General features: G+C 70.9%; 26 protein-coding genes. 11 read left to right on the plus strand and 15 right to left on the minus strand.

All coding sequences use genetic code 11. From position 1 onward, the window contains the following. Positions 1 to 72: 72 nt before the first annotated feature. From ABN611_RS16020 to ABN611_RS16035, 4 genes are all read right to left on the minus strand, one after another. Complete coding sequence (locus tag ABN611_RS16020) at positions 73 to 2,634, minus strand: AAA family ATPase (RefSeq protein ID WP_350280671.1); 2,562 nt, start codon at positions 2,632 to 2,634, stop codon at positions 73 to 75. Positions 2,635 to 2,689: 55 nt separating this feature from the next. Beyond that, positions 2,690 to 3,778, minus strand: a complete 1,089-nt coding sequence (locus ABN611_RS16025; protein ID WP_350280672.1) for a hypothetical protein — start codon at positions 3,776 to 3,778, stop codon at positions 2,690 to 2,692. A gap of 11 nt (positions 3,779 to 3,789) precedes the next feature. Further along, entirely contained in the window at positions 3,790 to 4,296 is a 507-nt protein-coding gene (locus ABN611_RS16030; protein ID WP_350280673.1) for a SigE family RNA polymerase sigma factor, read from the minus strand. 61 nt (positions 4,297 to 4,357) lie between these two features. After that, positions 4,358 to 5,392, minus strand: coding sequence for a DUF695 domain-containing protein (locus tag ABN611_RS16035; RefSeq protein WP_350280674.1), 1,035 nt, complete (start codon positions 5,390 to 5,392; stop codon positions 4,358 to 4,360). 91 nt (positions 5,393 to 5,483) lie between these two features. Here ABN611_RS16035 and ABN611_RS16040 point away from each other — a divergent pair, with 91 nt between their 5' ends. The 3 genes from ABN611_RS16040 to ABN611_RS16050 are packed head-to-tail and all read left to right on the plus strand — an operon-like array spanning position 5,484 to position 7,901. Then, a complete protein-coding gene (locus ABN611_RS16040) occupies positions 5,484 to 6,413 on the plus strand; it encodes a proline dehydrogenase family protein (protein WP_350280675.1) in 930 nt (309 codons plus the stop codon). Between the two features lie 28 nt (positions 6,414 to 6,441). Then, positions 6,442 to 7,245: a pyrroline-5-carboxylate reductase gene (gene proC / locus ABN611_RS16045; RefSeq protein WP_350280676.1), complete on the plus strand. Its 804-nt coding sequence runs from the start codon at positions 6,442 to 6,444 to the stop codon at positions 7,243 to 7,245. Positions 7,246 to 7,304: 59 nt separating this feature from the next. Next, a complete protein-coding gene (locus tag ABN611_RS16050; protein ID WP_350280677.1) occupies positions 7,305 to 7,901 on the plus strand; it encodes a hypothetical protein in 597 nt (198 codons plus the stop codon). Here the strand turns inward: ABN611_RS16050 and ABN611_RS16055 are convergent. Then, a complete protein-coding gene (locus ABN611_RS16055; protein ID WP_350280678.1) occupies positions 7,898 to 8,329 on the minus strand; it encodes a PPOX class F420-dependent oxidoreductase in 432 nt (143 codons plus the stop codon). The genes ABN611_RS16050 and ABN611_RS16055 overlap by 4 nt on opposite strands. 50 nt (positions 8,330 to 8,379) lie before the next feature. On the opposite strand from ABN611_RS16055, the gene ABN611_RS16060 reads away from it, so the two are divergent. Then, the gene (locus ABN611_RS16060; RefSeq protein ID WP_350280679.1) at positions 8,380 to 8,736 is read left to right on the plus strand and encodes a helix-turn-helix domain-containing protein; all 357 of its coding nucleotides are present in this window, start codon (positions 8,380 to 8,382) and stop codon (positions 8,734 to 8,736) included. Between the two features lie 4 nt (positions 8,737 to 8,740). Then, positions 8,741 to 9,643, plus strand: coding sequence for a TIGR03560 family F420-dependent LLM class oxidoreductase (locus ABN611_RS16065; RefSeq protein ID WP_350280680.1), 903 nt, complete (start codon positions 8,741 to 8,743; stop codon positions 9,641 to 9,643). On the opposite strand, the gene ABN611_RS16070 is transcribed toward ABN611_RS16065, so the two are convergent. From ABN611_RS16070 to ABN611_RS16080, 3 genes are all read right to left on the minus strand, one after another. Continuing rightward, the gene (locus tag ABN611_RS16070) at positions 9,629 to 10,387 is read right to left on the minus strand and encodes an endonuclease/exonuclease/phosphatase family protein (RefSeq protein WP_350280681.1); all 759 of its coding nucleotides are present in this window, start codon (positions 10,385 to 10,387) and stop codon (positions 9,629 to 9,631) included. The genes ABN611_RS16065 and ABN611_RS16070 overlap by 15 nt on opposite strands. Further along, positions 10,384 to 11,352 carry a tryptophan--tRNA ligase gene (gene trpS, locus ABN611_RS16075; RefSeq protein ID WP_350280682.1) on the minus strand — a complete coding sequence of 323 codons (969 nt, stop codon included), beginning with the start codon at positions 11,350 to 11,352 and terminating at the stop codon, positions 10,384 to 10,386. Before trpS ends, ABN611_RS16070 begins: the two co-directional genes overlap by 4 nt. Positions 11,353 to 11,509: 157 nt before the next feature. Further along, positions 11,510 to 12,295 carry a hypothetical protein gene (locus tag ABN611_RS16080; RefSeq protein WP_350281647.1) on the minus strand — a complete coding sequence of 262 codons (786 nt, stop codon included), beginning with the start codon at positions 12,293 to 12,295 and terminating at the stop codon, positions 11,510 to 11,512. 357 nt (positions 12,296 to 12,652) lie between these two features. On the opposite strand from ABN611_RS16080, the gene ABN611_RS16085 reads away from it, so the two are divergent. Further along, on the plus strand, positions 12,653 to 13,828 hold the full coding sequence (locus ABN611_RS16085) for an acetoin utilization protein AcuC (protein WP_350280683.1): 1,176 nt from the start codon (positions 12,653 to 12,655) through the stop codon (positions 13,826 to 13,828). A gap of 118 nt (positions 13,829 to 13,946) precedes the next feature. Beyond that, positions 13,947 to 14,162, plus strand: a complete 216-nt coding sequence (locus ABN611_RS16090) for a helix-turn-helix domain-containing protein (protein WP_012923942.1) — start codon at positions 13,947 to 13,949, stop codon at positions 14,160 to 14,162. A gap of 60 nt (positions 14,163 to 14,222) precedes the next feature. On the opposite strand, the gene ABN611_RS16095 is transcribed toward ABN611_RS16090, so the two are convergent. Beyond that, positions 14,223 to 15,083, minus strand: coding sequence for an alpha/beta hydrolase (locus ABN611_RS16095; RefSeq protein ID WP_350280684.1), 861 nt, complete (start codon positions 15,081 to 15,083; stop codon positions 14,223 to 14,225). 51 nt (positions 15,084 to 15,134) lie between these two features. Between ABN611_RS16095 and ABN611_RS16100 the strand changes: the two genes are divergently transcribed. Continuing rightward, positions 15,135 to 16,931, plus strand: coding sequence for a BTAD domain-containing putative transcriptional regulator (locus ABN611_RS16100; protein ID WP_350280685.1), 1,797 nt, complete (start codon positions 15,135 to 15,137; stop codon positions 16,929 to 16,931). A gap of 3 nt (positions 16,932 to 16,934) precedes the next feature. Here ABN611_RS16100 and ABN611_RS16105 read toward each other — a convergent pair whose 3' ends face one another. The 4 genes from ABN611_RS16105 to ABN611_RS16120 all read right to left on the minus strand — a co-directional run bounded on the left by ABN611_RS16105 (position 16,935) and on the right by ABN611_RS16120 (position 19,728). Further along, positions 16,935 to 17,555, minus strand: a complete 621-nt coding sequence (locus ABN611_RS16105; RefSeq protein ID WP_350280686.1) for a hypothetical protein — start codon at positions 17,553 to 17,555, stop codon at positions 16,935 to 16,937. Next, positions 17,552 to 18,274, minus strand: coding sequence for a hypothetical protein (locus ABN611_RS16110; RefSeq protein ID WP_350280687.1), 723 nt, complete (start codon positions 18,272 to 18,274; stop codon positions 17,552 to 17,554). Before ABN611_RS16110 ends, ABN611_RS16105 begins: the two co-directional genes overlap by 4 nt. Next, positions 18,271 to 18,984, minus strand: a complete 714-nt coding sequence (locus ABN611_RS16115; protein WP_350280688.1) for an ATP-binding cassette domain-containing protein — start codon at positions 18,982 to 18,984, stop codon at positions 18,271 to 18,273. Before ABN611_RS16115 ends, ABN611_RS16110 begins: the two co-directional genes overlap by 4 nt. A gap of 81 nt (positions 18,985 to 19,065) precedes the next feature. Further along, a complete protein-coding gene (locus ABN611_RS16120) occupies positions 19,066 to 19,728 on the minus strand; it encodes a class I SAM-dependent methyltransferase (protein ID WP_350280689.1) in 663 nt (220 codons plus the stop codon). Between the two features lie 110 nt (positions 19,729 to 19,838). On the opposite strand from ABN611_RS16120, the gene ABN611_RS16125 reads away from it, so the two are divergent. The 3 genes from ABN611_RS16125 to ABN611_RS16135 are packed head-to-tail and all read left to right on the plus strand — an operon-like array spanning position 19,839 to position 22,111. Next, complete coding sequence (locus ABN611_RS16125; protein ID WP_008356322.1) at positions 19,839 to 19,940, plus strand: AURKAIP1/COX24 domain-containing protein; 102 nt, start codon at positions 19,839 to 19,841, stop codon at positions 19,938 to 19,940. Between the two features lie 37 nt (positions 19,941 to 19,977). After that, the gene (locus ABN611_RS16130; RefSeq protein ID WP_350280690.1) at positions 19,978 to 20,985 is read left to right on the plus strand and encodes an NAD-dependent epimerase/dehydratase family protein; all 1,008 of its coding nucleotides are present in this window, start codon (positions 19,978 to 19,980) and stop codon (positions 20,983 to 20,985) included. Further along, complete coding sequence (locus ABN611_RS16135) at positions 20,978 to 22,111, plus strand: lysophospholipid acyltransferase family protein (protein ID WP_350280691.1); 1,134 nt, start codon at positions 20,978 to 20,980, stop codon at positions 22,109 to 22,111. The genes ABN611_RS16130 and ABN611_RS16135 overlap by 8 nt, the downstream gene beginning before the upstream one ends. Before the next feature lie 67 nt (positions 22,112 to 22,178). On the opposite strand, the gene ABN611_RS16140 is transcribed toward ABN611_RS16135, so the two are convergent. Together ABN611_RS16140 and ABN611_RS16145 are read right to left on the minus strand one after the other, a co-directional pair. Continuing rightward, positions 22,179 to 23,081, minus strand: coding sequence for a DUF5667 domain-containing protein (locus ABN611_RS16140; protein ID WP_350280692.1), 903 nt, complete (start codon positions 23,079 to 23,081; stop codon positions 22,179 to 22,181). A gap of 451 nt (positions 23,082 to 23,532) precedes the next feature. Then, positions 23,533 to 24,105: a sigma-70 family RNA polymerase sigma factor gene (locus ABN611_RS16145; RefSeq protein ID WP_350280693.1), complete on the minus strand. Its 573-nt coding sequence runs from the start codon at positions 24,103 to 24,105 to the stop codon at positions 23,533 to 23,535. Positions 24,106 to 24,334 lie beyond the last annotated feature (229 nt).

Raw genomic sequence — 24,334 nt, forward strand, 5'->3', positions numbered from 1 at the left:
CGCGACCCCCTCGAAGCTGTGTTCCTGCCAAAGGGTTGGACCGCCGCCGTCCCGCTTTGGTTCGTCGCGACTTCACGATCCCGCGGTGGCCGCCTGGGTGAGGCTGTTCGCGATCTCGCGGCGGGAGGCGATGCCGAGTTTCGAGAAGACCTTGCGGAGGTGCCAGTCGACGGTGTGCGGGCTGATGAACAGCCGGGCGCCGATCTCGGGGTTCGTGAGCCCGGCCCCGGCGAGCCGCGCGATCTGCGCCTCCTGGGCAGTCAGCTCCTGGTGCCGCGCGGCGCGGCGCTCGCGGACCTTCAGCCCGGCCGCCCGTAGTTCGAGCCGGGCGCGTTCCGCGAACGCGTCGGCGCCGAAAGAGCTCAGCATCTCGAAGGCGGTCGTGAGCTGTTCCCGGGCGTCGGTACGGCGGTGCTCCCGTTGCAGCCACTCGCCGTACAGCAGGTGTGCGCGAGCCAGACCCACCCGCACCCGGGTCCGGGCGAGGCGCTCGATCGCCTCCTGGTAGAGCTCGTCAGCCGCGGCGCGAGTGCTCAGCAGAGCCCGTGCGCACGCCTCCGCGCCGAGCGCCCAGTCCGTCCCACTGGCCCGCGCGGCCTCGGAGAGCTGCTCCAGCGCATCCGCCGCGATCTCGGGCGTGCCACCGCGGACCGCCGCCTCGATCAACTCCGCCAGTGCCCAGCGTGGCGCGCCGAACTCCTCCTGGTACTTGGCTGCCGCGCGGGCCGCTGTCACCGCCTCGTCGTACCGACCGAGGCCGTTGCACAGCACCGCGTGATGACAGTTCGCGACGGTGACCCCGAGCCCCTGGCCGTGGAGCGCACCCCCGTTGACGGTGGCGTCGATCAGCGCCCGCGCCTCTGCCTCACGCCCGCGCACGGCCGCCAGCGCGAGCGCTCCGAAGGGCGGCTGGACGGTCCCGATCGCCGTACTCACCGTCCGCACCTCCTCGACCACCGACGCTGCCGCGGTCAGCTCCCCGGCGAAGACGAGGACGACGGCGGACGAGTCCAGCGCCAACGGGAGCCCGCTGAAAGCGCCGGTCCTCCGAGTGAGCGCCACGTGCCGCGTCGTGACCGCCTGCCAGCGTTCGAGATCCCAGAGATCCGCCGCGATGACTCCGGCGAGCAGCAACCAGCGCAGGGACTCCTCGACCGGCAGCCCGTCGGCGGACAGCGACGTGAGGGCGCCCTCGATCATCGGCACCGAGGCCGTGAAGCCGTCGGTGAGCCGGACGGCCAGCGCGTCCAGGAGTTCGTCCGCGGCGCGCGGGACCTGCGGCGGAGGGGCACCGCGGGCCGCCGTGCCCACCTCCTGCCGTCCCGGGCTTCGCGCGAGGTGCCCGGCGAAGATCACCGCCGAGACGGCGTCCAGATAGGTATTCCGGGCGAGCGGTACGTCGAGGTTCTCGAGCCGGCGCGCGGCGGCGAGCAGTTGCGCGGGCGCCTCGAGACCGCGGCCCTGCTCGAACGCCACGGCGGCATGCAGGACCTCGATCCGTGCACGCTCCAGCTCACCCGGCGGATCCACGCTCGCTGTCGCCAGCAGTTCGGTCGCCGCGTCGAACGCCCCGGCCCGGTACTTCGCCTGCGCGGCTTCCAGGGCACGGACCGAGCGGCGGCCCGGATCGTCGGTCAACTCTGCCGCCCGCTCCAGGAACGCGGCGACCGCGGCGAGGCCACCGCGCGCCTGGGCGCGGGCCGCCGAACGCTCGAGGTCCACCGCGACGTCCTCGTCGGGGACGGAGGTGGCTTGTGCGCGGTGCCAGGCCCGGCGATCCGGATCCACGTCCGGGTCGATCGACTCCGCCAGTGCCTGGTGCGCCGTACGGCGATCCGTGACCGACGCGATCCGGCGGCTGAACTCACGCTCGAGCCGGCTCACCAGCTCCTGCGCCCGGAGCGAGGGCGAGCCGCCTCCCGGCTCCGCCGTGGTCCAGCTGCGCGGCAACTCGATCAGGGCGAGTGGGTTGCCGCGCGCCTCCGCGAGGATGCGGTCCCGGACCTGCTGGTCCAGCGGCGCGGTGACGACCGAATCGAGGAGCTGCCGGGAGGCGTGGTCGGGCAGTCCGCGGACCTCCAGTTCGGGCAGGCCGGCCAGGGCTCCGCGCGGCGTCGGCTCGCGGACGGCGAAGACCAGTACGACGGACTCCGCGAGCAGTCGGCGGCCGACGAAACCCAGCGTCAGTGCGGACGCCTGGTCCAGCCACTGCGCGTCGTCGACGAGACAGAGCAGCGGCTGGTCTCCGCCTGCTTGAGCCAGCAGACTCAGTGCGGCCAGGCTGACGAGGAACGGTTCCGGCGGCGTTCCGGCGCGCAGGCCGAAGGCGGCACCGAGTGCGTCCCGTTGTGGTTCCGGAAGCTGGTCCAGGCCGTCCAGCAGCGGAACACACAGCTGGTGCAGACCGGCGTACGAGAGCTCCATCTCCGACTGGATGCCGAAGGCGCGCACGATCCGGAAGCCGGCCGATCGCTCGACGAGGTAGTTCAGCAGTTCGGTCTTGCCGATGCCTGCCTCGCCGCGCAGGACCAGGGCCGTGCTACGACCGGCCCTGGCGCCTGCCACAAGGTCGTCCAGGACCTGACACTCGTCTCGCCGCCCAACCAGCCCGGCGCCCGACCGGGTCGGTGCCACCGACCGAGCGTACTGCGGTCCGGCCGCCGCGTCGCGACATTTCGGCCGGCGGGCGTCAGGGCTGGACGACCTTGACGACCTTTCCGCGCTTGTCGTACGCCGTGATCGTCGGCGGGTTCTTCACCGTGCTGTGGTCCGACTTGCTCACGTAGGAGAGCGCGAACCAGCCGTCGGTGACCGGGACCACGTGGGCCGGGTCGGTGCCCATCTTGATGCTGACGGTCGCGGCGCTGGACGGGACCCGTCCCCAGCCGGTGAAGAAGTAGTTCTTGCTGCACGGGGTGCCCGGGCAGTAGCCGCCGCCTCCGCCACCCCCGGCGAACAGGTTCGCGTGCTTCGAACCCTTCCCCGGTGTGGTGATCGGGTCGTTCGGGTCGAGCGCGTCCACCGTCAGGAACTGGGAGTTGGTGAACTCCTGGCCGGCATTCGCCGGCAGCGCGTCGAGCTGACACGCGACGGCCTTCTGGCCGCTCGGCGAGATCGCGACCAGGACGGCTGTCCGGAGCCGCGGCGACTGGTCGGACGCCACGATGCTCCACCCGGTCAGGTCGACCCAGGTCTGGACCGAACAGTTCCGCAGCTGACCGGCCGCGGTCGTCGGCGCCGGGTCCTTGGCGGCGGCCGCGACCAGCGCCGCCGACGGCTTGTCCCCGCCGGGGACGACGCACACCGCGAAGTCGAGCTTGGACGTCGCCGGACGCTCCGACGAGCCCGGACGTGGTGACGTGGCGGGACCGGATCCGTCCTTGCCGCCGTACGTCGCCGGCCGTCCGGACCAGAAGGGTCCGTTGCCGTTCAGCTCGCGGCCCTTGTGCTCCGGGTACCGCAGGTCGCAGCGCCGGGTGGCCTCTTCCTTCGTCAGCTTCTGCCCGGCGCCTGCCTCACCGCCAGGCACACCCGGAACGGGTTCGAACGACCCGCTCGCCACCGGCAGCGGATCCTCGGTCGCCCCGAGCCCGGGCAGCACGCTCACCGCGAGAGCGATCGCGGCGACGCCCGCGACCGCACCTCCGGCGGTGAACAGCCGGCGGCGCCGCAAACCGCGGCGGCCGCGGGCCACCAGTTGCAGGGCGTCGATCGGTTCGTGGGCTTCGTTCTCGGCCAGCCGGTGCAGTTCCGCGGCGACCGTGCGTTCGTTGTCCATCTCGTTCTCCTTCACAGCGCCCGGCTCACCCGCCGCTGGTCGATGGCCTGCCGGAGAGTTTCGAGGCCGCGGGCCGACTGGCTCTTCACGGTGCCTTCGGAGCATCCGAGGATCTCCGCGGTCTGTTCGACCGAGAGGTCCTCGTAGTACCTGAGCACCACACAGGCACGCTGCCGCGGCCCGAGGGACCGCAGTGCCTCGAGTACGGCGTCCCGCTCGGCGTGCCCGGCCGCGAAGTCGTCGCGTTCGGGGCTGTCCGGGACGTCGGCGATCGAGACCTCGCGCCGCCAGGGCCGCCGCCCGCCGTCGTGCACCGCGTTGACGACCATCCGGCGTGCGTAGGCGAACGGATTCCCCACCCGCTGCACCTTCGGCCAGGCCAGGTACAGCTTGTACAGGGCGTCCTGTACTGCGTCATCCGCCTTGTGCCGGTCTCCGCACACGAGGAACGCAGTACGCCGCAGTGATGGACTCGCCACCTCCACGAACTCCGCAAACGCCCGGTCCCGCTCCGCCATCCGCGCCTCCACTCTCCATCTCCCCCTCAAGACGGAAAGCCTCGACGGCCGGGTTGCACGGTCAGCCCGACAGATGGGCGACGTTGTGCCAGGCCGGGTCCGGGGTGGTGGTGACGGTGACCTTGCCGTGCGGCCAGCCGGTGGTGGCGGCCTGGAGCTGGGCGTCGGCCGGGGTGCTGCCGTCGATGTAGTAGTGCAGGATGCGGGTGCCGCCGGACGTCTCGTGGGCGAGCAGGTTGCCGGAGCCGCCCAGCCGGTCGGTCAGGTGGTCCTCGAACGCGCGCAGCTCGTCCAGCATCCCCGACTCGGGCAGCCCGTCATCCCGGACGACGGGGTACTGGATCGACACCGCGACGTGGGTGTCGAGGTGCGGCCGCCGGATCGAGCGCAGCGGGTACTCCGCGGTCGCGATCACCCGCTGCCCGTCGCGGGTGCCTTCCAGCATCTTCCACGCCGGGCTCCCGTCCGCCAGCGTGTGCTCGGCCGCGAACCCGGCCACCGCCGGCAGCAGTTCCGTCACCGGTACGGCGTCCGCCGGGGCGTCGGGCAGCGTGTCGATCGCGCCGACCCACGTCTCCACCATCTCCTCGCCGAGCACCAGGTCGAGGATCAGGAACGTCATCCGCCGCTGTACGTCCACCGACAGCGACGCGAACGCTGGGTGATGCACGCCGACGTGCACCGACGCCGCGTCCGGTTCGATCGACACCACCGACTCGTCGATCGCGACCGCGGGAAGCCCGTCGAACGCGATCGTCACCGCGGGCCCGGGCCGGCGCAGGTCGGCGTACTCCCAGGTCCGGTCGGACGGCGGCGCGGCGCGCAGCCAGCGCCGGGCGACCGCACGCTGGTCCGGGTTGCCGGCAGCGGTCACGATCAGCACGTGCTCGGCGTGCAGCCCGGGCCCGAGCTCCCACTCCAGGTCGGGGTGGATCCGGGCGACGCGGCGGCTCAACTCCTCGTTCACGTCGGCCGGTTCACGGCGCGCCACGGCGTCCGCGACCAGGCCCGCACCGGAGCTCGACCACCAGGACCAGAACGCACCGATCGGATCGGCCTCCACGACGTTCCGGCGCCGGCGTTTGAAGATGGGCATGGCGGCCATCCTCCAGCATCCAGGGGTGCGCCGATCGCGTAACCTGCAAACACCGCCGGCGTTCCGGCTGGGTCGACGAGGAGGAAACGTAGTGCTTCGGCGAGTCCTGCTGGGCATGTCCCGCAGCCCTCAGATCAAGAAGGCCGTGTCGTCGCTGCCGGTGTCCAGCGGCATCGTCGCGCGGTTCGTCGCCGGTGAGACCGCTCCGGAGGCCGTGCTCGCCACCGAGAAGCTGGTCAGCAACGGGCTGCACGTGACGCTGGACCACCTCGGCGAGGACGTCACCGACCCGGCCGCGGCGGCCGCGACCGTCGACGCGTACCTGGACGTGCTGAAGCGGCTCACCGCCGCCGGCCTGACGAAGCACGCCGAGGTCTCGGTGAAGCTGTCCGCGGTCGGCCAGGCGCTGCCCGGCGACGGCGAGAAGATCGCGCTGGACAACGCGCGGACCATCTGCCACGCCGCCCGCAACGCCGGTACGACGGTGACCCTCGACATGGAGGACCACACCACGACCGACTCCACGCTGGGCATCCTGCGCGAGCTGCGCCAGGACTTCCCGGAGACCGGCGCCGTCCTGCAGGCGTACCTCCGCCGTACCGAGTCCGACTGCCGCGACCTCGCGTACGCCGGGTCCCGGGTCCGGCTGTGCAAGGGCGCGTACAAGGAACCGGAGTCGGTCGCGTACCAGGAGAAGCGCCAGGTGGACAAGGCGTACGTCCGCGCGATGAAGATCCTGCTGAACGGCGACGGCTACCCGATGATCGCGTCGCACGACCCGCGGCTGATCGCGATCGCGGGCGCGCTGTCCGAGCGCGCGCAGCGCAAGCCGGGCAGCTTCGAGTACCAGATGCTGTACGGCATCCGCCCCGAGGAGCAGCTCCGCCTGGCGGGCCTCGGCCACACCGTCCGCGTCTACATCCCGTACGGCGCGGACTGGTACGGCTACCTGGTCCGCCGGCTCGCCGAGCGTCCCGCGAACCTGCAGTTCTTCGCCCGCTCCTTGATCAGCAAGAAGTAGCTCCGGCCCGCAACGCTAACCTGTGGCCATGAACACAAAGGTGGCCGTCCTCGGGGCCGGTGTGATGGGGGAGACGTTGCTGTCCGGGCTGATTCGGGCCGGCCGGCGACCGGAGGACCTCCTGATCACCGAGCGCCGGGAGGAGCGTGCCGCCGAACTGCGGGAGCGGTACGGCGTCGACGTCGTCTCCAACGTCGAGGCGGCGAAGCAGGCCGGGACGCTGGTGCTCGTGGTGAAACCGCAGGACATGCCGGAGCTGCTCGCCGAGATCGCGCCCGCGGTGCAGGCGAACCAGACCGTGATCTCGCTGGCGGCCGGTATCACCACCAGCTTCGTCGAGTCGCGGCTGCCCGAAGGCGTCGCCGTCGTCCGGGTGATGCCGAACACGCCCGCCCTGGTCGACGAAGGCATGGCCGCGATCTCGCGCGGCGCGCACTGCGACGAGAGCCACCTGGCGCTCGCCGAGAGCCTGCTCGCGGCGACCGGTCGCGTGGTCCGGGTGCCGGAGAAGCAGCAGGACGCGGTGACCGCGATCTCCGGCTCGGGTCCGGCGTACCTGTTCTTCGTGGTCGAGGCGATGATCGAGGCCGGCGTCCACATGGGCCTTCCGCGCGGTACGGCGACCGACCTGGTCGTGCAGACCGTCGTCGGGTCCGCGAAGCTGCTGCGCGAGACCGGCGAGCACCCGACCGTACTGCGGGAGCGCGTGACGTCCCCCGGCGGTACGACGGCCGCCGCGATCCGCGAGCTCGAGGACCACAAGGTCCGCGCCGCGTTCCTGTCCGCGATCGAGGCCGCTCGCAACCGGTCACGGGCCCTGGCCGCCGAGTAACACCTCTCGCACGGCTGGCGTTATGGTGGGGCGCCGAGGTTTCCTGCCATGTTCGAGGGATGAGTCCGCCCATGGGTAATGGTTCGGTCGAGCCGGCCACCACACCTGCGCCGCACCAGGATCAGCAGCAGGAGCAGGAAGTACCGCCGCTGCCCTGGCGGGTGCCGCTGGATCCGGCGCCGTGGTGGGCCTGGACGCTGTTCCTGCTGCCGTTCGTCCTCGTCCCGGCGCTGAACTCGTGGCTGTGGATGGGCGCCCGCGACATGCTCGCGGTCGGCCTGCTGACGATCATCGGCGCCTCGGTGGTCCGGGTCGCCGGCGGTGTCGTGCTGTACCGGGTCGAGCTGTTCCCGAGCGGTCTGAAGGCCCGCACCAGCATGCTGATCCGCAGCCTCGCCTGGCAGGACGTCGGCAAGATCGAGGTCGGCGAGGACAGCGTCGTACTCACCCGCGGCCCGGACGAGCACGAGATCAACGGCATCCCGAAGGACCGCACCGCCGAGGTAGCGGCGGTCATGGAGATCCTCCGCGAACGCTCCCTCACCACGAGAGTCCGCCGCCACCGCCCGCGCCCCGGCATCGGCACGTTGCTCGTCCTGCTCTACGTCGTCCTGTCCATCGGCGCCTTCCTGCTCCGCTGGCACATCGTGATCTAGTTCCGGCCCCACGGCCCTTCGCCGGTGACGCGGTCGACGGCCACCCGGACGACGGTCGCGCCGGCGTACCCGGTCTCGTTGCCGAACGGGAATTCGTCCTGCCCGAGGTACTTCCGCGTCAGCCGGTCCATCAACGGCTTGTACTGCGGAGTGCCGGGACCGTCCAGGGTCACGGTTCCGCGCACGACCAGGTACTGGGTGAGTCCCCGCGTGCTCACCCGGTCGTCCTGCAGGATCAGCGTGATCCGCGGGTCGCGGCGCAGGTTCCGGGTCTTGCGGTGCTTCTCCTCGACGCCGATCAGCAGGTCGTCGCCGTCGCGGCCGACCCAGACGAGCGAGGCGTGCGGTGCGCCGTCGGGGTCGATGGTGACCATCGTGACGTCCTTGGGCTCCTCGAAGAGCCGGTGCGTGCTTTCCGGAAGGTTCATGCCGCAGACGCTAGGCAACGCCGTGGGAACCTCTGGGTACCCTGACCGCTGTGCACGGAGCAGAACCTGGCGACGTCTTCCTGGCCGACTGCCCGGCCCGGCTCGCGGTCGAGGTGATCGCGGACAAGTGGGCCGTCGTCGTCCTCTGGGGCCTCAACGACCACGCCCGCAGGCACTCCGAACTGGTCGAGCTGATCGGCGGGATCTCGAAGAAGGTGCTCACCCAGACACTGCGCCGCCTGCAGGCGAACGGCCTGGTCACGCGGGCCGATCACGGCGGCGTCCCGCCGCGGGTCGAGTACGACCTGACCGAGCTCGGCCGCAGCCTGATGGGACCGATCCGGATGCTCACGGAGTGGGCGGCGGACAACGGGGAGGCGGTGCTCGCGGCGCAGGAGAGAGGATGACCGCATGGACTTCTCTTTGTGGCCCGCGGCGTCGCGGAGTTGGCAGGGTGTGCTGGACGGGGCGGAGTACGCCGAGCGCACCGGATGGCACGGTGTCTGGATCGCCGATCACTTCATGCAGAACGGCGACGACCTGAGCGTCCCGGTGAACGAGGCGCTCGCGCTGATCGCCGGGATCGTCGCGCGGACCGAACGCGTCCGGGTCGGCTCGATGGTGCTCGGCAACACCTACCGGCACCCGGCCGTGGTGGCGAACGCGGCCGCGACGATCGACCAGATGGCGAACGGCCGGTTCGTGCTCGGGATCGGCGCGGGCTGGCAGGTGAACGAGCACGAGGCGTACGGCATCGAGCTGCCGCCGGTCCGCGAGCGGCTGGCCCGCTTCGAGGAGGCCTGCCAGGTGATCAAGGGCCTGCTCGCCCAGGAACGCACGTCCTTCGAGGGCACGTACTACCAGCTGGAGAACGCACCCTGCGAACCCAAACCGGCCCGGTTGCCGATCCTGATCGGGGCGGCCGGCGAAAAGGTTGCCCTAGGCATCGTTGCGCGGTACGCCGACGAGTGGAACCACTGGGGGCGGCCGGAGCTGGCGGCCCAGAAGGGTGCGGTTTTCGCCCGGCACTGTGAGCGCGTCGGCCGGGATCCGCAGTCCGTACGGCGTTCCGCGCAGACGTTCCTGGAAGTGGTCGAGGCGGGTGACTCGGAGGCCGCGGAGCGGAAGGCGCGGCTGGAAGGGCGCGGTGCGCACGTGATCATGGGGTCGGCGCAGGAGGTGCTCGACGTCGTCGCGCAGTACCCCGCCGCCGGGATCGACGAACTGCTGGTGCCGGACGCGTTCCTCGGTGACGGCAACCGTCGCTTCGACGCCCTCGAGCGGCTCCGTGAAGAGGTGTTAGCGAAGCTCTAGGGTCGCGACCACCGGCCAGTGGTCGCTGGGGACCCGGCCGTCCGGCCGGTGGTGCGAGACGGCCGCGTCGGTCACCGTCCAGTCCGATGTGACGAGGATGTGGTCGATGCGGTCGTCGTCGACGGCGCCGGTGAAGTCGTGCCAGCTGCCGCCGGCCTCGATCGGGACCGCGAGCGACAGGCCCGCGCCGACCAGCGACTTGAGTGGCGGGGAGTCCGGTGTCGCGTTCAGGTCGCCCATCACGATCCACGGCAGCGATCCGTCGATCCAGCGCGCGATCAGCCGCGAGGACTGCAGCTGCGCGACCTCGCCCGCGTGGTCGTAGTGCGTGTTGACGACCCCGATCGTGGTCCCGTTGCGGTGCCGGAGCCACGCCAGCGTGGCGATCCGGGTCAGGTCGGCGTCCCAGCCGATCGATCCGGGCGTACTCGGGTCGTCGGACAGCCAGCGCGTCTCGTGCCGCTCCAGCCGCCAGTCGCCGGGCCGGACCAGGACGACCGAGTGCTCACCGGCACTCATCCCGTCGTCCCGGTCGGCGCCGACGATCTCGTACTTCGGGAACCGCCACCGCAGGTACTCGAGCTGGTCGGGCAGCACCTCCTGCAGCCCGACGACGTCCGCGTCCAGGTGCTCGATCGCCGCCACGGCCGCCTTCCGCCGGACCGGCCAGGCGTTCTCGCCGTCCGGTGCGGAGGAGTTGCGGATGTTGAACGTGGCGACGCGAATCCCTGGGCGGAGCTTCATGGAGCAGATCCTGCCAAACCCATCGCCCGGGTCGCCGCCCGGAGCCGGGGAGTGCTCGCCTCGAGGGCCCGGTCGCGGCCCTGGGCGAGCAGGTTCTCGACCGCGCCCGGGTCGGTGGCGAGCCGCGCGTACTCCTTCTGCAGCGGCTCGATCACCGCGAGCACGGCGTCCGCGACGTCCTGCTTGAGCGCGCCGTACGACGAGTACGACGCCGCGAGCGCGACCGGGTCGCCGTCGGTGCAGGCGGCCAGGATCTCCAGCAGGTTCGTGATGCCGGGCTTGGTCTGCTCGTCGTGCCGGACAACGTTTTCGGAATCCGTTTTCGCGCGCATGATCTGGCGCCGGATGACGTCCGGCGGGTCCAGCAGCCGGATCGTGCCGATCGCGTCGTCGGCGTCCGACTTGCTCATCTTCGCGGTCGGGTTCGCCAGGTCCTTGATCCGGGTGGCGAGGGCGGCCTTGTTCAGCCGCGGGACGACGAACGTCTCGCCGTACTCGCGGTTGAACCGGATCGCGATGTCCCGGGCCAGCTCGACGTGCTGGTCCTGGTCGCCGCCGACCGGCACCCGTTCCGCGCCGTACAGCAGGATGTCCGCGGCCATCAGGCACGGGTACGTGAACAGCGAGGCCCGCGTCATCGGGCGGCCCTTGCCCTTCTCCTTGTACTGGATCATCCGGGACAGTTCACCGACGTACGACGTGCACTCGAGCAGGTACGCCAGCTGGGCGTGGGTGGGGACGTCGGACTGGACGAACACCGTGCCCTCGGGGACGCCGGCCGCGAGCATCAGCGTCGCGAACTCGCGGGTCAGCGTGGCGAGTCTTCGGGGATCGTGCCGGGTGGTCATCGCGTGCAGGTTCGCGACGAAGTAGAACCCGTCCGGGTCGGTGAACCGGCGCAGCGCGCCGAGGTGGTTGCCGAGCGTCAGCCGGCCGGACGGGGTGATGCCGGAAAGCGAGGTCATGATGAAAACCCTTTCGGTGGTCGTGAGGCCCCACCGAGGGCAAAGAAAAAGGCCGCCTCGGCGAGGCGGCCTCGTTGGATGCGTGCGAACACGCCGGGTGGACCGCCCTAGGCGGCCCACCACAGCTGCAAGTTCGTGTTCACGGATCCAGAATATCTCATCGCTGGACCAGCGACTGGACGATGAGCTCGTTGCGGGCGTCCTGACCGAGCGGGACCGTCGGGTGCACACCGTCGCGCAGGTAGTTGGTCAGCCGGTACGGCTTGACCCAGAGCCACTCGGCCCACCGGATGATCCGCAGGTTCGGGTACTTCTCCTGGGCGTCGTACAACTGCATGTTCAGCCACGAGCTGTTGCGCTGGTCGGCCAGCTGCACGGTCGAGGTGACGCTCTTGCGGACGACCTGGATGTTGACCCAGTAGAGGATCCGGTTCTGGCCGACGATGCTGACCGCGCGCGCCACCTGGGCGGCGAACTTCGGCGGGTCGAAGATGTCGTTGGAGCCGCTCGCCATCAGGATCCGGCGGGGCAGGCCGTACGTCGCCGCCCACTGCTGGAGCGCGTCGACGGCGCCCGAGGTCGGCCGGCTGGACCAGTTGTGCACGGCCAGCTGGCTGCCGTCGCGGTCCCGCAGCCGGATCGCCAGCGCCTTGCCGTCCTGCACCGAGATGCTGTCGCCGAACATGAAGACGCCGTTGGTGTCGCGGGTGTGCTGGATCTGCGTCGGCGTCGAGATCGCGCGGGTCGCACCGGCCCAGGAGCCGAGCACCCCGGAACCGTACGGGCCGGTGGTCGACGTCGTGGTGGCGAACGCGCTCTCGGCGGCCGCGCTCCCGGCCGCTGTGGTCTGGCCGGACGCGGTCCGGGCGGACGCTGCTTGGGTGGAGGCGGCGACGGCGGCTGCCGCCCCGACCGTGAAGATCTGCCGCCGGTTGGGTTTCATTTGCCTCACGGGGAGAACTGTGGTGCCCGGAGCCGCGTACTCGCAAGTCCGAATCTCACTGTCCGCAGTCGGTCAACGCCGGATCCGGCTCAAAATCTCCGGTGGATCGGCTCTCGAAGGCAAAACCTGTAACGCTTTGCAGTCCGTGACCGATGAATCGACTGTTGGACCACGGACGGTCGGCGCGGCCGGGGAGGGGTGTCGCGCCGCCCGTTGGGTCCGCCACCTGCCGCTGCCGGGCCGTCATCGCGGCGGGGTCGTCGTGATGACCGTCTTCCACGCGCGCTGGGGCGCCTACTGGATGAGCGCCCGCTTCGGAAGACCCCTTCCGGAGGCCTGACGGTTAAGGTCGAGGGCATGAGCGGTGAGGCGGTGCTGGTGTTCGAGGACGGGTTGACGGCGTACGACTTCGGTCGTGGGCACCCAATGAGTCCGATCCGGGTCGAGTTGACGATCAAGCTCGCCCGGGAGTTCGGCGTCTTCGACGGCCTCAAGATCGTGCCCGCGCCGGTCGCCGACGACGCGCTGCTCGAGACCGTCCACACGCCGGAGTACGTCGCCGCCGTGAAGCAGGCGGGGGAGCACCCCGACGAGGCGGATCCGGTGCACGGTCTCGGGACGACCGACACGTACTGCTTCCCGCGCATGCACGAGGTCTCCGCGCAGATCGCCGGCGCCTCCGTCGAGGCGGCCCGCGCGGTCTGGGAGGGCGACGTACTGCACGCCGCGAACATCGCCGGCGGCCTGCACCACGCGATGCCCGACCAGGCCAGCGGTTTCTGCGTCTACAACGACCCGGCGATCGCGATCCAATGGCTGCTCGACCACGGCGCGGAGCGGGTCGCGTACGTCGACGTGGACGTGCACCACGGGGACGGCGTACAGACCGTCTTCTACAACGATCCGCGGGTCCTGACCGTCAGCCTGCACGAGTCGCCGACCACGCTGTTCCCCGGTACCGGAAGCGCCGGCGAGACGGGCGGACCGGGAGCGGAGGGTACGGCGGTCAACGTCGCGCTGCCGCCCGGCACCGGGGACGCCGGCTGGCTGCGGGCGTTCCACGCGGTCGTGCCGGACGTGGTGAAGGCGTTCCGTCCGGACGTCCTGGTGACCCAGCACGGCTGCGACTCGCACGTCGAGGACCCGCTGGCGCACCTGACGAAGACGATCGACGGCCAGCGGGCGGCGTACGTCGCACTGCACGACCTCGCGCACGAGCTGACCGGCGGAAAGTGGATCGCCACCGGGGGCGGCGGGTACGCGATCATCGACGTCGTGCCGCGGGCCTGGACGCACCTGCTCGCGATCGTCGCCGGCAACCCGATCGACCCGCTGGCGGCGGTGCCGGAGGCATGGCGCGAGGAGGTGAAGCTGCGGTTCGGGCGGGTCGCGCCGCTGCGGATGACCGACGGCCGCGAGGCGTCGTACACGGACTGGTCGACCGGGTACAACCCCGACACCTGGCTCGACCGCGCGATCAAGGCGACCCGGGACACGAGCTTCCCGTTGCTGGGTCTCGACCCGACCTACTGAGTCACACGAGTCCCCCTCTTTCCCATTCGCACCAACAGCCACTACGCTCGGGACATGCACGGACGGAGGTGCCGGAGGGGAAGCCGGCGCACGATCCGTGCTGGAAGTGCGGTGCGCAATGGCATCAAAGAAGTCCGGTGGTGAGCAGCCGCTCGCCGAGGTGAAGTTCCTGACCGTGGCGGAGGTCGCCACGGCCATGCGCGTGTCCAAGATGACGGTGTACCGGTTGGTGCACTCCGGTGAGCTGCCCGCGGTGCGGGTGGGTCGTTCGTTCCGGGTGTCGGAGGACGCCGTGCACGACTACCTCAAGGGCGCCTTCTTCCAGGCCGGATAAACCACGAGAAGCCGAAGGGGCCGGAACATTTCCGGCCCCTTCGGCATGCCCGGCGGCGGGTCAGCGGTGGAGAAGGTTGCGGACGGCCGCCGTGATCTGCTCCGGGGCCTCCTCGGCCATGAAATGCCCGGCGGTGGTCGTCTCGTGCTGGAGATCCGGCGCCCACGCCTTCCAGCGCGCCGCGGCGTCGAACCCGAGCGCGGCGCCCCAGTCCTGCTGGACCACCGTCACCGGCATCCGCAGTTTGTTGCCCTGCGCAAGATCTTCGGAATCCTGCTCGACGTCCACCGTGGCCGACGCGCGGTAGTCCGCGACGATCGACGGCACCGCGCCCCGGCAGGCCTCCAGGTACGCCGCCCGCACGTCGTCCGGGATCGCCGCCGGATCGTTCGCCCACAGGTCGAGGAAGTACCCGAAGAACTCGTCCGGCGCGCCCGCGATCATCCGCTCGGGCAGCCCGGGCGGCTGCGCCGTCAGGTACAGATGGAAGCCGATCGCGGCATTGACGCCGTGCATCACGTCCCACATGTCCAGCGTCGGCAGTACGTCGAGACACATCAGGTGCGTGACGACGTCCGGATGATCCAGCCCGGCCCGGAACGCGACCAGCGCGCCCCGGTCGTGCCCGACCAGCGCGAACTGCCGATGCCCCAGCGCGGCGGCCACCGCCACCACATCCGCGGCCATGGTGCGTTTCGCGTAGCCCTCCGTCGGCTTGTCGCTCTCGCCGTACCCCCGGAGGTCCGGGCAGATCACCGTGTGATCGGTGGCGAGTTCTCGCGCCACGTGCCGCCACATCAGGTGCGTCTGCGGAAACCCGTGCAGCAATACGACCGGCGTGCCGGAGCCGCCTACCGCGACATTGAGCGAGACCCCGTCCGCGCCCAGGACGCGGTGGTAGTCGAATCCGTTGATCTTCATACCCAGCAGCCTCCCCGACGCCGATGAGCGTTGGATGAGTACGGTGGCCGGGTGGAGTTCGGGGTGCTCGGCGCGGTGACGGCCTGGGACGACGACGGGCGTCCGGTCGACCTGAAGGGCGCACGGCATCGCGCCGTACTGGCCAGGCTGATCATCGCGCGCGGTCGCCTCGTCCCGGCGTCCAGGCTGGTCGACGACCTGTGGGAGGACCCGCCCGACGGTGCGCTGAGCGCCGTACGGACGTTTGTTGCCTCGCTGCGGCGGGCGCTGGAGCCGGACCGGCCGCCGCGTACGCCGGCCCGCCTGCTGGTTACCGAAGGACCCGGCTATGCGTTGCGAACGGACGCGGTCGACGCGTGGCGGTTCGAGAAGGCGATGGCCAGTGGGCGGCTGGATGAGCTGACCGAGGCCCTGGCTCTGTGGCGCGGGCCTGCGTACGCGGACTTCGCGGACGAGGGCTGGGCCCAGGCAGAGCGCGCGCGACTCACTGAGCTGCGGCTGCGCGCGGTGGAACGTCAGGCCGAGGCCCGGCTCGCAGCTGGGCTCGCGGCAGAGGCGGTGCCCGAGCTGGACGCCCACGTGACCGAGCATCCATGGCGTGAAGAGGCATGGCGCTTGCTGGCCCTCGCGCTCTACCGCACCGGCCGCCAGGGCGATGCGCTGGCGGTACTGCGTCGCGCACGCGAGATGCTGGTCGATCAGCTGGGGGTCGACCCGGGTACGGCGCTAGGCCGCTTGGAGACCGACATCCTCAACCAGGCCGAGCACCTCGAACCTGCGTCAGCAGGACGGGTGTGGGAAGAGGCCGCGGCCGCCTACGACCGCACTGTAGGTCCGCGGGCGCGGCTGGAATCCACAGTCGGCCTGCTGCGGAACCTGGCCGTGACAGGCGGCGGTGGACTCGAGGCGGCGCGCCGCCACCGGCTAGCAGCCGTCAGCGCGGCCGAGGAACTCGGTGACGCCGACCTGACGGCGCGAGTCATCGGCGCGTACGACGTACCCGCGATCTGGACCCGATCGGACGACGAGTCGCAGGCCGCAGGGATCGTGGCCGCCGCGGAGCGGGCTCTGCGGACACAGGAACATCCGGCGGCCAGGGCCCGGCTGCTGGCGACGATCGCGCTGGAGTCGCGGGGCTCCACGGCTCCGCGTGCCGCGGCGGCGGCTCAGGAGGCGGAGCAACTCGCGCGCGGGCTCGACGATCCGGCACTACTGGCCTTCGCGCTCAACGGTGTGTTCATGCAGAGCTGCGGACGCGCAGGGCTCGCACCTCGACGTGACGCCGTCGGTGCCGAACTCGTCGAACTCTCGCAACGCCACGGCCTGCTCACCTACGAAGTCCTGGGGCACCTCATTCGCTTGCAGGCCCTTAGCGCCCTGGACGACTTCCCGTCGGCCGACGACCATGCTGCAGCAGCGGACGAGCTGGCCGCACGTCATGAGCTTCCACTGGTCGCTGTCTTCACCACCTGGTACCGCGCGATGCGCCAGGACACGCCGGACGCCTACCGCCACGCAGCCACGCTCCTGGACGGCGCCGGCATGCCAGGCCTGCAGGAAGGGCTGTTGCCGTTGGCGCTGGCCGGTCACAGCATCCGGCACGGACAGCCCGTGCCGGAGGCCGACTACGGTCCCTACCAGCCCTGGCTGCAGCCGCTAGGTCCCGTCCCTGAACCACCGCCGGGTCTACTGCTCGAGGTGCTGTGGTGTGTCACCGCCCACACTGCCCGCGAGCGCGGTGACGACCAGCTGCTGGCCAGGGCCCGTACCGCCCTCGCTCCAGCCGCCGGTCAGCTCGCCGCCGGCTCGGCACTCGTTACCCTCGGCCCCGTCGCCGACTACCTCTAGACGTCAGGCATCCCTGCTGCGGAAGGCCACCAGCGCCAGTGTCGTGAGACCGGCCGACCACACCGCGAGCGTCAACCAGTTCGTGCTGTCCGGGAGGTAGGTCGCGAACGACGTACGGCCTTGCAGCAACGGACCGATGACGAAGTAGTAGGTGAGCAGGCCGACCAACGCCGGCAGCGCCCGCCGGATCAGGCTGCCCGTCGCATGCGCGATGACCGTCGTGACGGTCAGATAGCCGATCGCGCGGGCGTCCGCGGTCCCGTCGATGAGAGCGTTGACGGCAACAGTCGTACCCGCGACGGGGAGTGTGACGACCACCAGTGCGACGAGTTTGGCGCCGTACGCCGTGATCCTCCGAGGTACGGCGATCAGCGTCGTGCGGATCTGGCCGCCCTGGTACTCCGAGGTGATCGGCAGCAGGCCGAGAACAACGAACCCGGCCGGCACCGGACCGGACAGCGCGTCGCCGCCGTCCTGCCCGGCGTTGACGAGCGCGACGGTGAGCAGCGCCGTGACCGCCCAGATGCCCACGAGGGTGTACCCGATCGCCGGCAGCGTGCCGAGCTTCAGCAGCTCGGCCCGGAACGCGTCCGTCAGCACCTTGGCATCGCTGCGCGGCGTCACGCGTCGCGCCGGCTGAACACGGTGACGCCGATCCCGGCCATCACGACGACCCACAGCGCCATCACCAGGCCCCCGGTCACCGGGGCGATCTCGGCGGAACCGCGGAGGTCGCGCAGGAACATCCGCATCCCGGCCAGGTCCGGCAGGTAGTTCGCCCAGCGCGTCACCTTGGTCAGCAGGAAGCTCACCGAGACCACGGACATGTTCACGATGAAGAACGTGAGCGGGACGATCCCGCTGCGCGTGACCAGGGTGATGCCTCCCGCGAGCAGGGCCGTGAGGACCCAGTACGCCGTGACGCCGCCGACGCGCGGCAACTCCGCCGTACTGATCGAGGTGCCGGTGAGGGAGGTCGTGACCAGCGTGACGGCCGAGCTGACCAGTGCGAGCAGCGCGACCGTCGTCCCCACCGCTGCGGCCTTCGCCAGCAAGAACCGGGATCGCGACGCGACGGCGGTCAGGCTGGTCGTGAGCTGCCGGCCGCCGCCGGACTCGGCGCCCTCCGCCAGGTATTCGCTGCTCACCGCGACCACTCCGAGCACGATCGCACCGCTGACACCGGCGGCCAGGTCCTGGAACCCGGCGTCGGCGCCTCGTTCCATCGTGCTGCGCGCGTTGAGGGCGGCCACACCGGCGGGCAGGATCACCGCGAGCGCGGCCGCGATCCAGGCGGCCGGAAGCGTGGCGAGCTTGAGCAGTTCGGCGTGGATCAGCTTCACTGCAGACCTCCTTGCGGCGCGCCGGTGAGGGCGAAGTACGCGTTCTCGATCGTGCCGTGTTCGCCGACGACCTCGGACAAGGTGCCCTGGGCAACTATCCGGCCCTGGTCGATGACCACGACGTCGTCGACAGTCTCGGCGACCTCGCCCAGGAAGTGGCTCGACAGCAGCACCGTCCGGCCGTCGGCGGCGCGGTCGCGGAGGAACGTCCGGATCCAGCGGATGCCCTCGGGATCCAGGCCGTTCACCGGCTCGTCGAGGATCAGGATCTCCGGGTCGCCGAGCAGCGCCGCGGCGAGGCCGAGCCGGCGGCCCATGCCGAGCGAGTAGCTCCGCACCCGGCGGCGGGCGTCGTCGGTGAGGCCGACCAGGTCGAGTACTTCAGCCACCCGGGACGGCGGGAGACCGCCGGCCGCGGCGATCCAGCGCAGGTGCCCGCGCGCTGTCCGGGACCGATGCGCCCCGGAGCCGTCGAGGAGCGCGCCGACCTTCGTGAGTGGGTCCTTCAGCCGCGCGAACGGGACGCCGTCGACGAGCGCCGTACCCGAGGTGGCCGAATCCAGTCCGAGCAGGATGCGCAGCGTCGAGGTCTTCCCGGCGCCGTTCGGTCCGAGGAACGCCGTCACCCGCCCCGGCCGCGCCTCGAAGCTGAGGCCGGACAGAATCTCCCGCGACCCGCGCCGCTTGCTGAGCTCATGAATCGAAAGCATGCCCCCAGCCAACGCGCTCTCGCCCCGAACCACATCGGCCCCAGGTCCGTCAGCCCTGAGTCCGACCAGCCGTGGTCGGAGTCAGCTGGGCCGGTGGGCGCGGAAGGCGAAGGCGTGGGGGATTGCGTGGCCGGCGGGTTCCTCGAAGCGTTCGACAGTCAGGCCGGAGCTGAGGATCGCGTTCAGGTAGTCGGCCAGGGGGAGGTGGTTCATGCCGATCCGGCGGCGGATGCCGTCCTCGGCCCACCACGGCAGGTCGGTGTGCCAGCCCGACTGGCGGTACGTCGGATGCACGATGCGCCGGCCGTCCTCGTGGTAGACGACGTGCGGGCCGTTGAAGCAGGGATGCACGCCGTACGCGACGAGCAGCCCGCCGGGACGCAGTACCCGCGCCGCCTCGAGCAGCACCGCGCCGAAGTCGTCCACGTCGGTCGACGTCCACAGCGTGACCACCGTGCCGAACGACGCGTCGGCGAACGGCAGCCGGGCGGCGTCGCCGTGGATCAGCGGCCCGTCGGTGCGCGCCCGGGCACGGCCGAGCTGGTCGATCGAGAAGTCCAGCCCGACGACCGTCCGCCCGCTGGCGCGGATGGTCTCGAAGTTCCGTCCGGTGCCGCAGCCGAGGTCCAGACAGGGCCCGGAGCCGCGGCCGAGCAGCTCCAACAACCCGGGCTGATGCGGCTCCGACCCGTCCACGAACCGCTCGTCGTACCACTCCGCCAGACCGTCGTACCGAGCCCGCATACCGCCTCCCCAGGTAGGCCTCCAGTCTAGGGAAGGAGCCTGCTTTAGGTCGGGGAAGCGACCTCCGGGTAAGCTTTGCCGACGTTCTCTTTGAGTTTGGATGGTCCGACGTGGGTTCTGTGATCAAGAAGCGCCGTAAGCGGATGGCGAAGAAGAAGCACCGCAAGCTGCTGAAGAAGACGCGGGTGCAGCGCCGCAAGCTCGGCAAGTAAGCAGTTCTGCCGCGCCCGGTCCGGCTGGGGGTTGCTCGTGGCACAGGTGGTGATGGTGACCGGCGTCTCGCGAGACGCCGGCGCTCGCTGTGCCCGCCGACTGGCCGACGACCCGGCGATCGGCACCGTGATCGGTGTCGACGTGGTGCCGCCGCGCGCGGAGCTGGGCCGGGTCCGGTTCGTCCGCGCCGACATCCGGAACCCGGTGATCGCCAAGGTGATCGCCGCCGAGGGCGTGGACACGGTCGTGCACACCGGCGTGGTGGCCACACCGGGCAGTGCCGGCGGCCGGTCGTCGATGAAGGAGATCAACGTCATCGGCACCATGCAGCTGCTCGCCGCGTGCCAGAAGGCGCCCGGCGTGGCGAAGCTGGTGGTCAAGTCGTCCACCACGGTGTACGGCGCGGGTCCGCGGGACCCGGCGATGTTCACCGAGGAGATGGCGCCACGGGCGATCCATCACCACGGCCTGAGCAAGGACGCGGTCGAGGTCGAGGGCTACGTCCGCGGGTTCGCCCGGCGGCGCCCCGACGTCTGCGTCAGCACGCTCCGGATGGCGAACTGGATCGGCCCGAAGACCGACTCGCCGATCACCCGGTACTTCGCCCTGCCCGTCGTCCCGACCGTCTTCGGGTACGACGCCCGCCTGCAGTTCCTGCACGAGGACGACGGCGTCGAGGCGATCCGGCACGCGACGGTCGAGGACCTGCCCGGCACGTTCAACCTGGCCGGTGACGGCATGCTCTCGCTGTCCCAGGCGATCCGCCGGCTCGGCCGCCCGGCGCTGCGGCTGCCCTCGTTCACCGCGTCCAGCACGGCCGCCGCGGTCCGCCGGGCCCGGCTCGCGGACTTCTCGCCGGACCAGATCAGCTTCCTGACCTACGGGCGCGGTGTGGACACCACCCGGATGCGGACCGAGTTCGGGTTCGAGCCGCGGTACACGACCGCGGAGGCCTTCGACGACTTCCGGCAGTCGCTCGGCGCCGGGGCGATGACCCGGGTGTCCGGGCTGCTGACAGCCGGACTGGGGGCGCTGCGTGGCTGACGCCGACGTGATCCCGATCGGCTCCGGCGGCCGGCCGGGCCGGGGGAGCGGACGCCGTACGACGCCGTCCGCCGCCGCGCGCGCACTGGCCGGGCAGGGGACGGCGGGCTCGGCCAACGGCCGCGCGAAGGCGAGCCGCGGGCCGAAGAGCGGCCGGGCGAAGCAGCCCGAGGCGGCCGACCAGACCGTCGACGCGGCCACCGAGCTGCCGACGGCCGGCGTCGGCGCGCCCGACCCGGCAGAGACGCTCGACTTCGCCCGGCTGGGGCAGGTCGTGCGCGAGCTGTTCGGGGAGGACGGCGAGCGCCGGGTGGCGGAGTGGCTGGCGTTCCTGCGCCGCCGGGTGACCGGGGAGTACGAGCTCGACGAGTTCGGCTACGACACGGACCTGACCGACCAGGTGCTGCTGCCGCTGCTGCGCCCGCTCGCCGAGAAGTGGTTCCGGGTCGAGGTGCGGGGGATCGAGAACATCCCCGACACCGGCAGCGCGCTGATCGTCGCGAACCACTCCGGCACGATGCCGCTCGACGGGCTGATCACCCAGCTGATCGTCGCCGACCACACCAGCCGGCCGCTGCGCACGCTCGCCGCGGACCTGGTGTTCAAGACCCCGTTCGTCGGCGAGCTCGCGCGCAAGGGCGGCGCGACCCTGGCGAGCAACGACGACGCCGAGCGGCTGCTCCGGCAGGGCAACCTGGTCGGGGTCTGGCCGGAGGGCTTCAAGGGCCTCGGGAAGCCGTTCAGCGAGCGGTACAAGCTGCAGCGCTTCGGCCGCGGCGGGTTCGTCAGCGCGGCGATGCGGACCGGCGTACCGATCGTGCCGTGCTCGATCGTCGGCGCCGAGGAGATCTATCCGCTGGTCGGGAACCTGGCGTCGCTGGCCCGGCTGGTCGGCGTCCCGTACATCCCGGTCACGCCGTTCTTCCCGCTGCTCGGGCCGCTCGGGATGGTGCCGCTGCCGTCGAAGTGGCTGATCGAGTTCGGCGAACCGATCCGGACCGACGACTTCCCGGACGGCGCCGCGGACGACCCGATGCTGGTCTTCAACGTCACCGACCAGGTCCGCGAGACCATCCAGCAGACCCTGTACACACTGCTGATGCAGCGCCGCAGCGTCTTCTTCTGACCTCGCCGCACAGCAAGAAGCCCGGCGCCTCCTAGGAGGGTGCCGGGCTTCTCGGTTGCCCTTGGTCCTACTTCCAGGGTGGGAAGAGGGTCTGGATGATGCCGGGCAGGTTGATGATCGGCGTGGTCGGGAACGGCCACGGCCAGGACGGCGTGGCACTCGGGGTCAGCGAAGGCAGCACGGTGGGCGTCGCAGTCGGCGAGTTTGACGACGACGGCACGGGTGGTGTCTTCAGGACCGTCGGCGGCGGAGCGGTGGACTCCTCGACGATCGTGGTGTTCGGCAGCTTCGTCGGTGCCGTGGTCGGCTGCTCGGTACTCGAGCCGACCGGCGTCGTCGGGGCCGTCGTCGTCGCCGAGGCCTTCGGGCTGGTCGACGTCGACGCCTTCACCGGGTCGCTCGGCTCGGTGCCGGTGCCGGGCGTGGTGCGCCCCGGCTGGTTGCTGGGATTCGTGCCGGTGGTCGGCGTCCCGGCGTCCGGCTTCGGCGCGGCGCACTTCGGGCAGGCGGCCGCGGTGTGCCGGGCCAGCTGCTCGATGGTGGCCAGGGCCTCGACCCCGGACTTCAGCGACTCCGGCGGGAGTTTCGGCGCGAGCCCCACAAGAGCCTGGCGGGCGCTGGTGATGAAGGCCGTGATCGCGGTGATCGAACTCTCGTCGCCGTTCTGCTGGTACGACGCGACCAGTCGGGACACGCCCTTGCGGGACTGCGCCGAGAAGTCGTCCAGCGTCGCGTTGATCGTGCCCACGGAGCCGCCGTTCTGGGCCAGCTCGCGGACTTCGGACAGTCGGGTCATGGCGTGCTCGAGATCGCGCCGGCCGCGGGAGTCGTCGCCGACACCCACGTTGGTCGCCACGTTCTCGATGCTGCGCTTCATTCCGTACAAGGTGTCGCCGGGCATCGCCTGCTGAGCGGCGGCGGCCGAACCGATGCCACCTCCGAGCAGGACGAGCGCGGCGGTACTGGCCACGAGCCGGATCCTCCTCCGGCCCTGGCGACGGCGGATATCTGTCACGGACGCGCCAACGTCCTCGCTACCCGGCGGGTCGTCCGAGTCGTCTGGTGCGGTGTGCACCGTCAACGGAGTCGCAGCGGTCGCCGCGCGCGCCGCCGCCTGCTCCAGCAGGCGGTGCCGCAGCTCGGCACTGAACTCCGGTCGCGGTGCAACGGCGCCGGCGGTCCTCAGCCGTCCGACGAGTTCCACAGCTTCCAGTAACTCGGGGTCGTCGCCCAGTCGCGTGGAGTGACGAGGCCCGTGATCGACGGCGTGCGCGAATGCCTCCGCGCGCGCTCGAGCCCTGTGTAGGTCACTCATGAGTTCTCGTTCTCCTCAATGGCCAGTCGGGGTCACCGACAGGTCCTCACCAGGCAAACGAGGTAACTCCCTGACGGGTTACGAAAGACGTTCGTTGTCATCCGCCTCATCTCAAGTCCATGGGGATAACCTTCGCCAAGTGCCGTACGGCCCTCAGTTGCAGTTGCTTGACGGCGCCTTCGGACTTCTCCAGCGCCTTGGCCGTCTCGGCGATCGACAACCCCGCGAAGAACCGCATCGTCAGGCAGTCGCGTTGCTCGTCGGGCAGGCCGGCGACCGCGTCCCGGAGGACCTCCGCGGTGGCCGCGGCCAGCACGTCGATCTCCGGGCCCTCGGTCTGCCGGTCGTGGGTCTCGATCTCGTCGGTGACCACCTCGAGCCGGACCCGGCCGGACTTGTAGTGGTCGGTGATCAGGTTCCGGGCGATCGTCACCAGCCAGGCGCCGAAGTCCCGGCCCTGCCAGCGGAACGAGTCCAGCGCGCGGAGCGCCCGCACGAAGGTCTCGCTGGTCAGGTCCTCGGCGAGTGCCGACGACGACACCCGGGCGTAGATGTAGCGATAGACGGTGAGCGAGTACTCGTCGTACAGCTCCCCGAAGGCACCGACGTCCCCGGCCTGGGCGCGATCGACGAGCTCCGCACGTCGCATCCCGTCCGGGCTTGGCTCCGGCGTGGTCAAGTGTTCTCCCCGTTCAACTGACACGTCGTTCGACACATTCGCGAATGGCCACAGGGACTGGACAGCACCGAACGTTACTGCTCGAGCACGTGCTGTCAACAGCCTGGGGCGTGCCGCCTTCCGTCCGGTCCGATGGTCACGAATGCGCCAGCGGACTGCGTCCGGCGTACGGAGCAGCCTGCTGTCGGGGGTGTTGCATCGCGCATGGAATCCCCGCGCGGACGGGTTT

The sequence above is a fragment of the Kribbella sp. HUAS MG21 genome (assembly GCF_040254265.1).
GTDB lineage: Bacteria > Actinomycetota > Actinomycetes > Propionibacteriales > Kribbellaceae > Kribbella.

What these genes read in the sequence shown, in the direction of transcription:
- trpS (WP_350280682.1), bottom strand. Translation starts at nt 11,352, where the DNA reads ATGACCTCGCTTTCCGGCATCACCCCGTCCGGCCGGCTGACGCTCGGC.
- ABN611_RS16080 (WP_350281647.1), bottom strand. Translation starts at nt 12,295, where the DNA reads ATGAAACCCAACCGGCGGCAGATCTTCACGGTCGGGGCGGCAGCCGCC.
- ABN611_RS16115 (WP_350280688.1), bottom strand. Translation starts at nt 18,984, where the DNA reads ATGCTTTCGATTCATGAGCTCAGCAAGCGGCGCGGGTCGCGGGAGATT.
- proC (WP_350280676.1), top strand. Translation starts at nt 6,442, where the DNA reads ATGAACACAAAGGTGGCCGTCCTCGGGGCCGGTGTGATGGGGGAGACG.
- ABN611_RS16090 (WP_012923942.1), top strand. Translation starts at nt 13,947, where the DNA reads ATGGCATCAAAGAAGTCCGGTGGTGAGCAGCCGCTCGCCGAGGTGAAG.
- ABN611_RS16065 (WP_350280680.1), top strand. Translation starts at nt 8,741, where the DNA reads ATGGACTTCTCTTTGTGGCCCGCGGCGTCGCGGAGTTGGCAGGGTGTG.
- ABN611_RS16035 (WP_350280674.1), bottom strand. Translation starts at nt 5,392, where the DNA reads ATGCCCATCTTCAAACGCCGGCGCCGGAACGTCGTGGAGGCCGATCCG.
- ABN611_RS16095 (WP_350280684.1), bottom strand. Translation starts at nt 15,083, where the DNA reads ATGAAGATCAACGGATTCGACTACCACCGCGTCCTGGGCGCGGACGGG.
- ABN611_RS16070 (WP_350280681.1), bottom strand. Translation starts at nt 10,387, where the DNA reads ATGAAGCTCCGCCCAGGGATTCGCGTCGCCACGTTCAACATCCGCAAC.
- ABN611_RS16025 (WP_350280672.1), bottom strand. Translation starts at nt 3,778, where the DNA reads ATGGACAACGAACGCACGGTCGCCGCGGAACTGCACCGGCTGGCCGAG.
- ABN611_RS16050 (WP_350280677.1), top strand. Translation starts at nt 7,305, where the DNA reads ATGAGTCCGCCCATGGGTAATGGTTCGGTCGAGCCGGCCACCACACCT.
- ABN611_RS16085 (WP_350280683.1), top strand. Translation starts at nt 12,653, where the DNA reads ATGAGCGGTGAGGCGGTGCTGGTGTTCGAGGACGGGTTGACGGCGTAC.
- ABN611_RS16055 (WP_350280678.1), bottom strand. Translation starts at nt 8,329, where the DNA reads ATGAACCTTCCGGAAAGCACGCACCGGCTCTTCGAGGAGCCCAAGGAC.
- ABN611_RS16120 (WP_350280689.1), bottom strand. Translation starts at nt 19,728, where the DNA reads ATGCGGGCTCGGTACGACGGTCTGGCGGAGTGGTACGACGAGCGGTTC.
- ABN611_RS16030 (WP_350280673.1), bottom strand. Translation starts at nt 4,296, where the DNA reads ATGGCGGAGCGGGACCGGGCGTTTGCGGAGTTCGTGGAGGTGGCGAGT.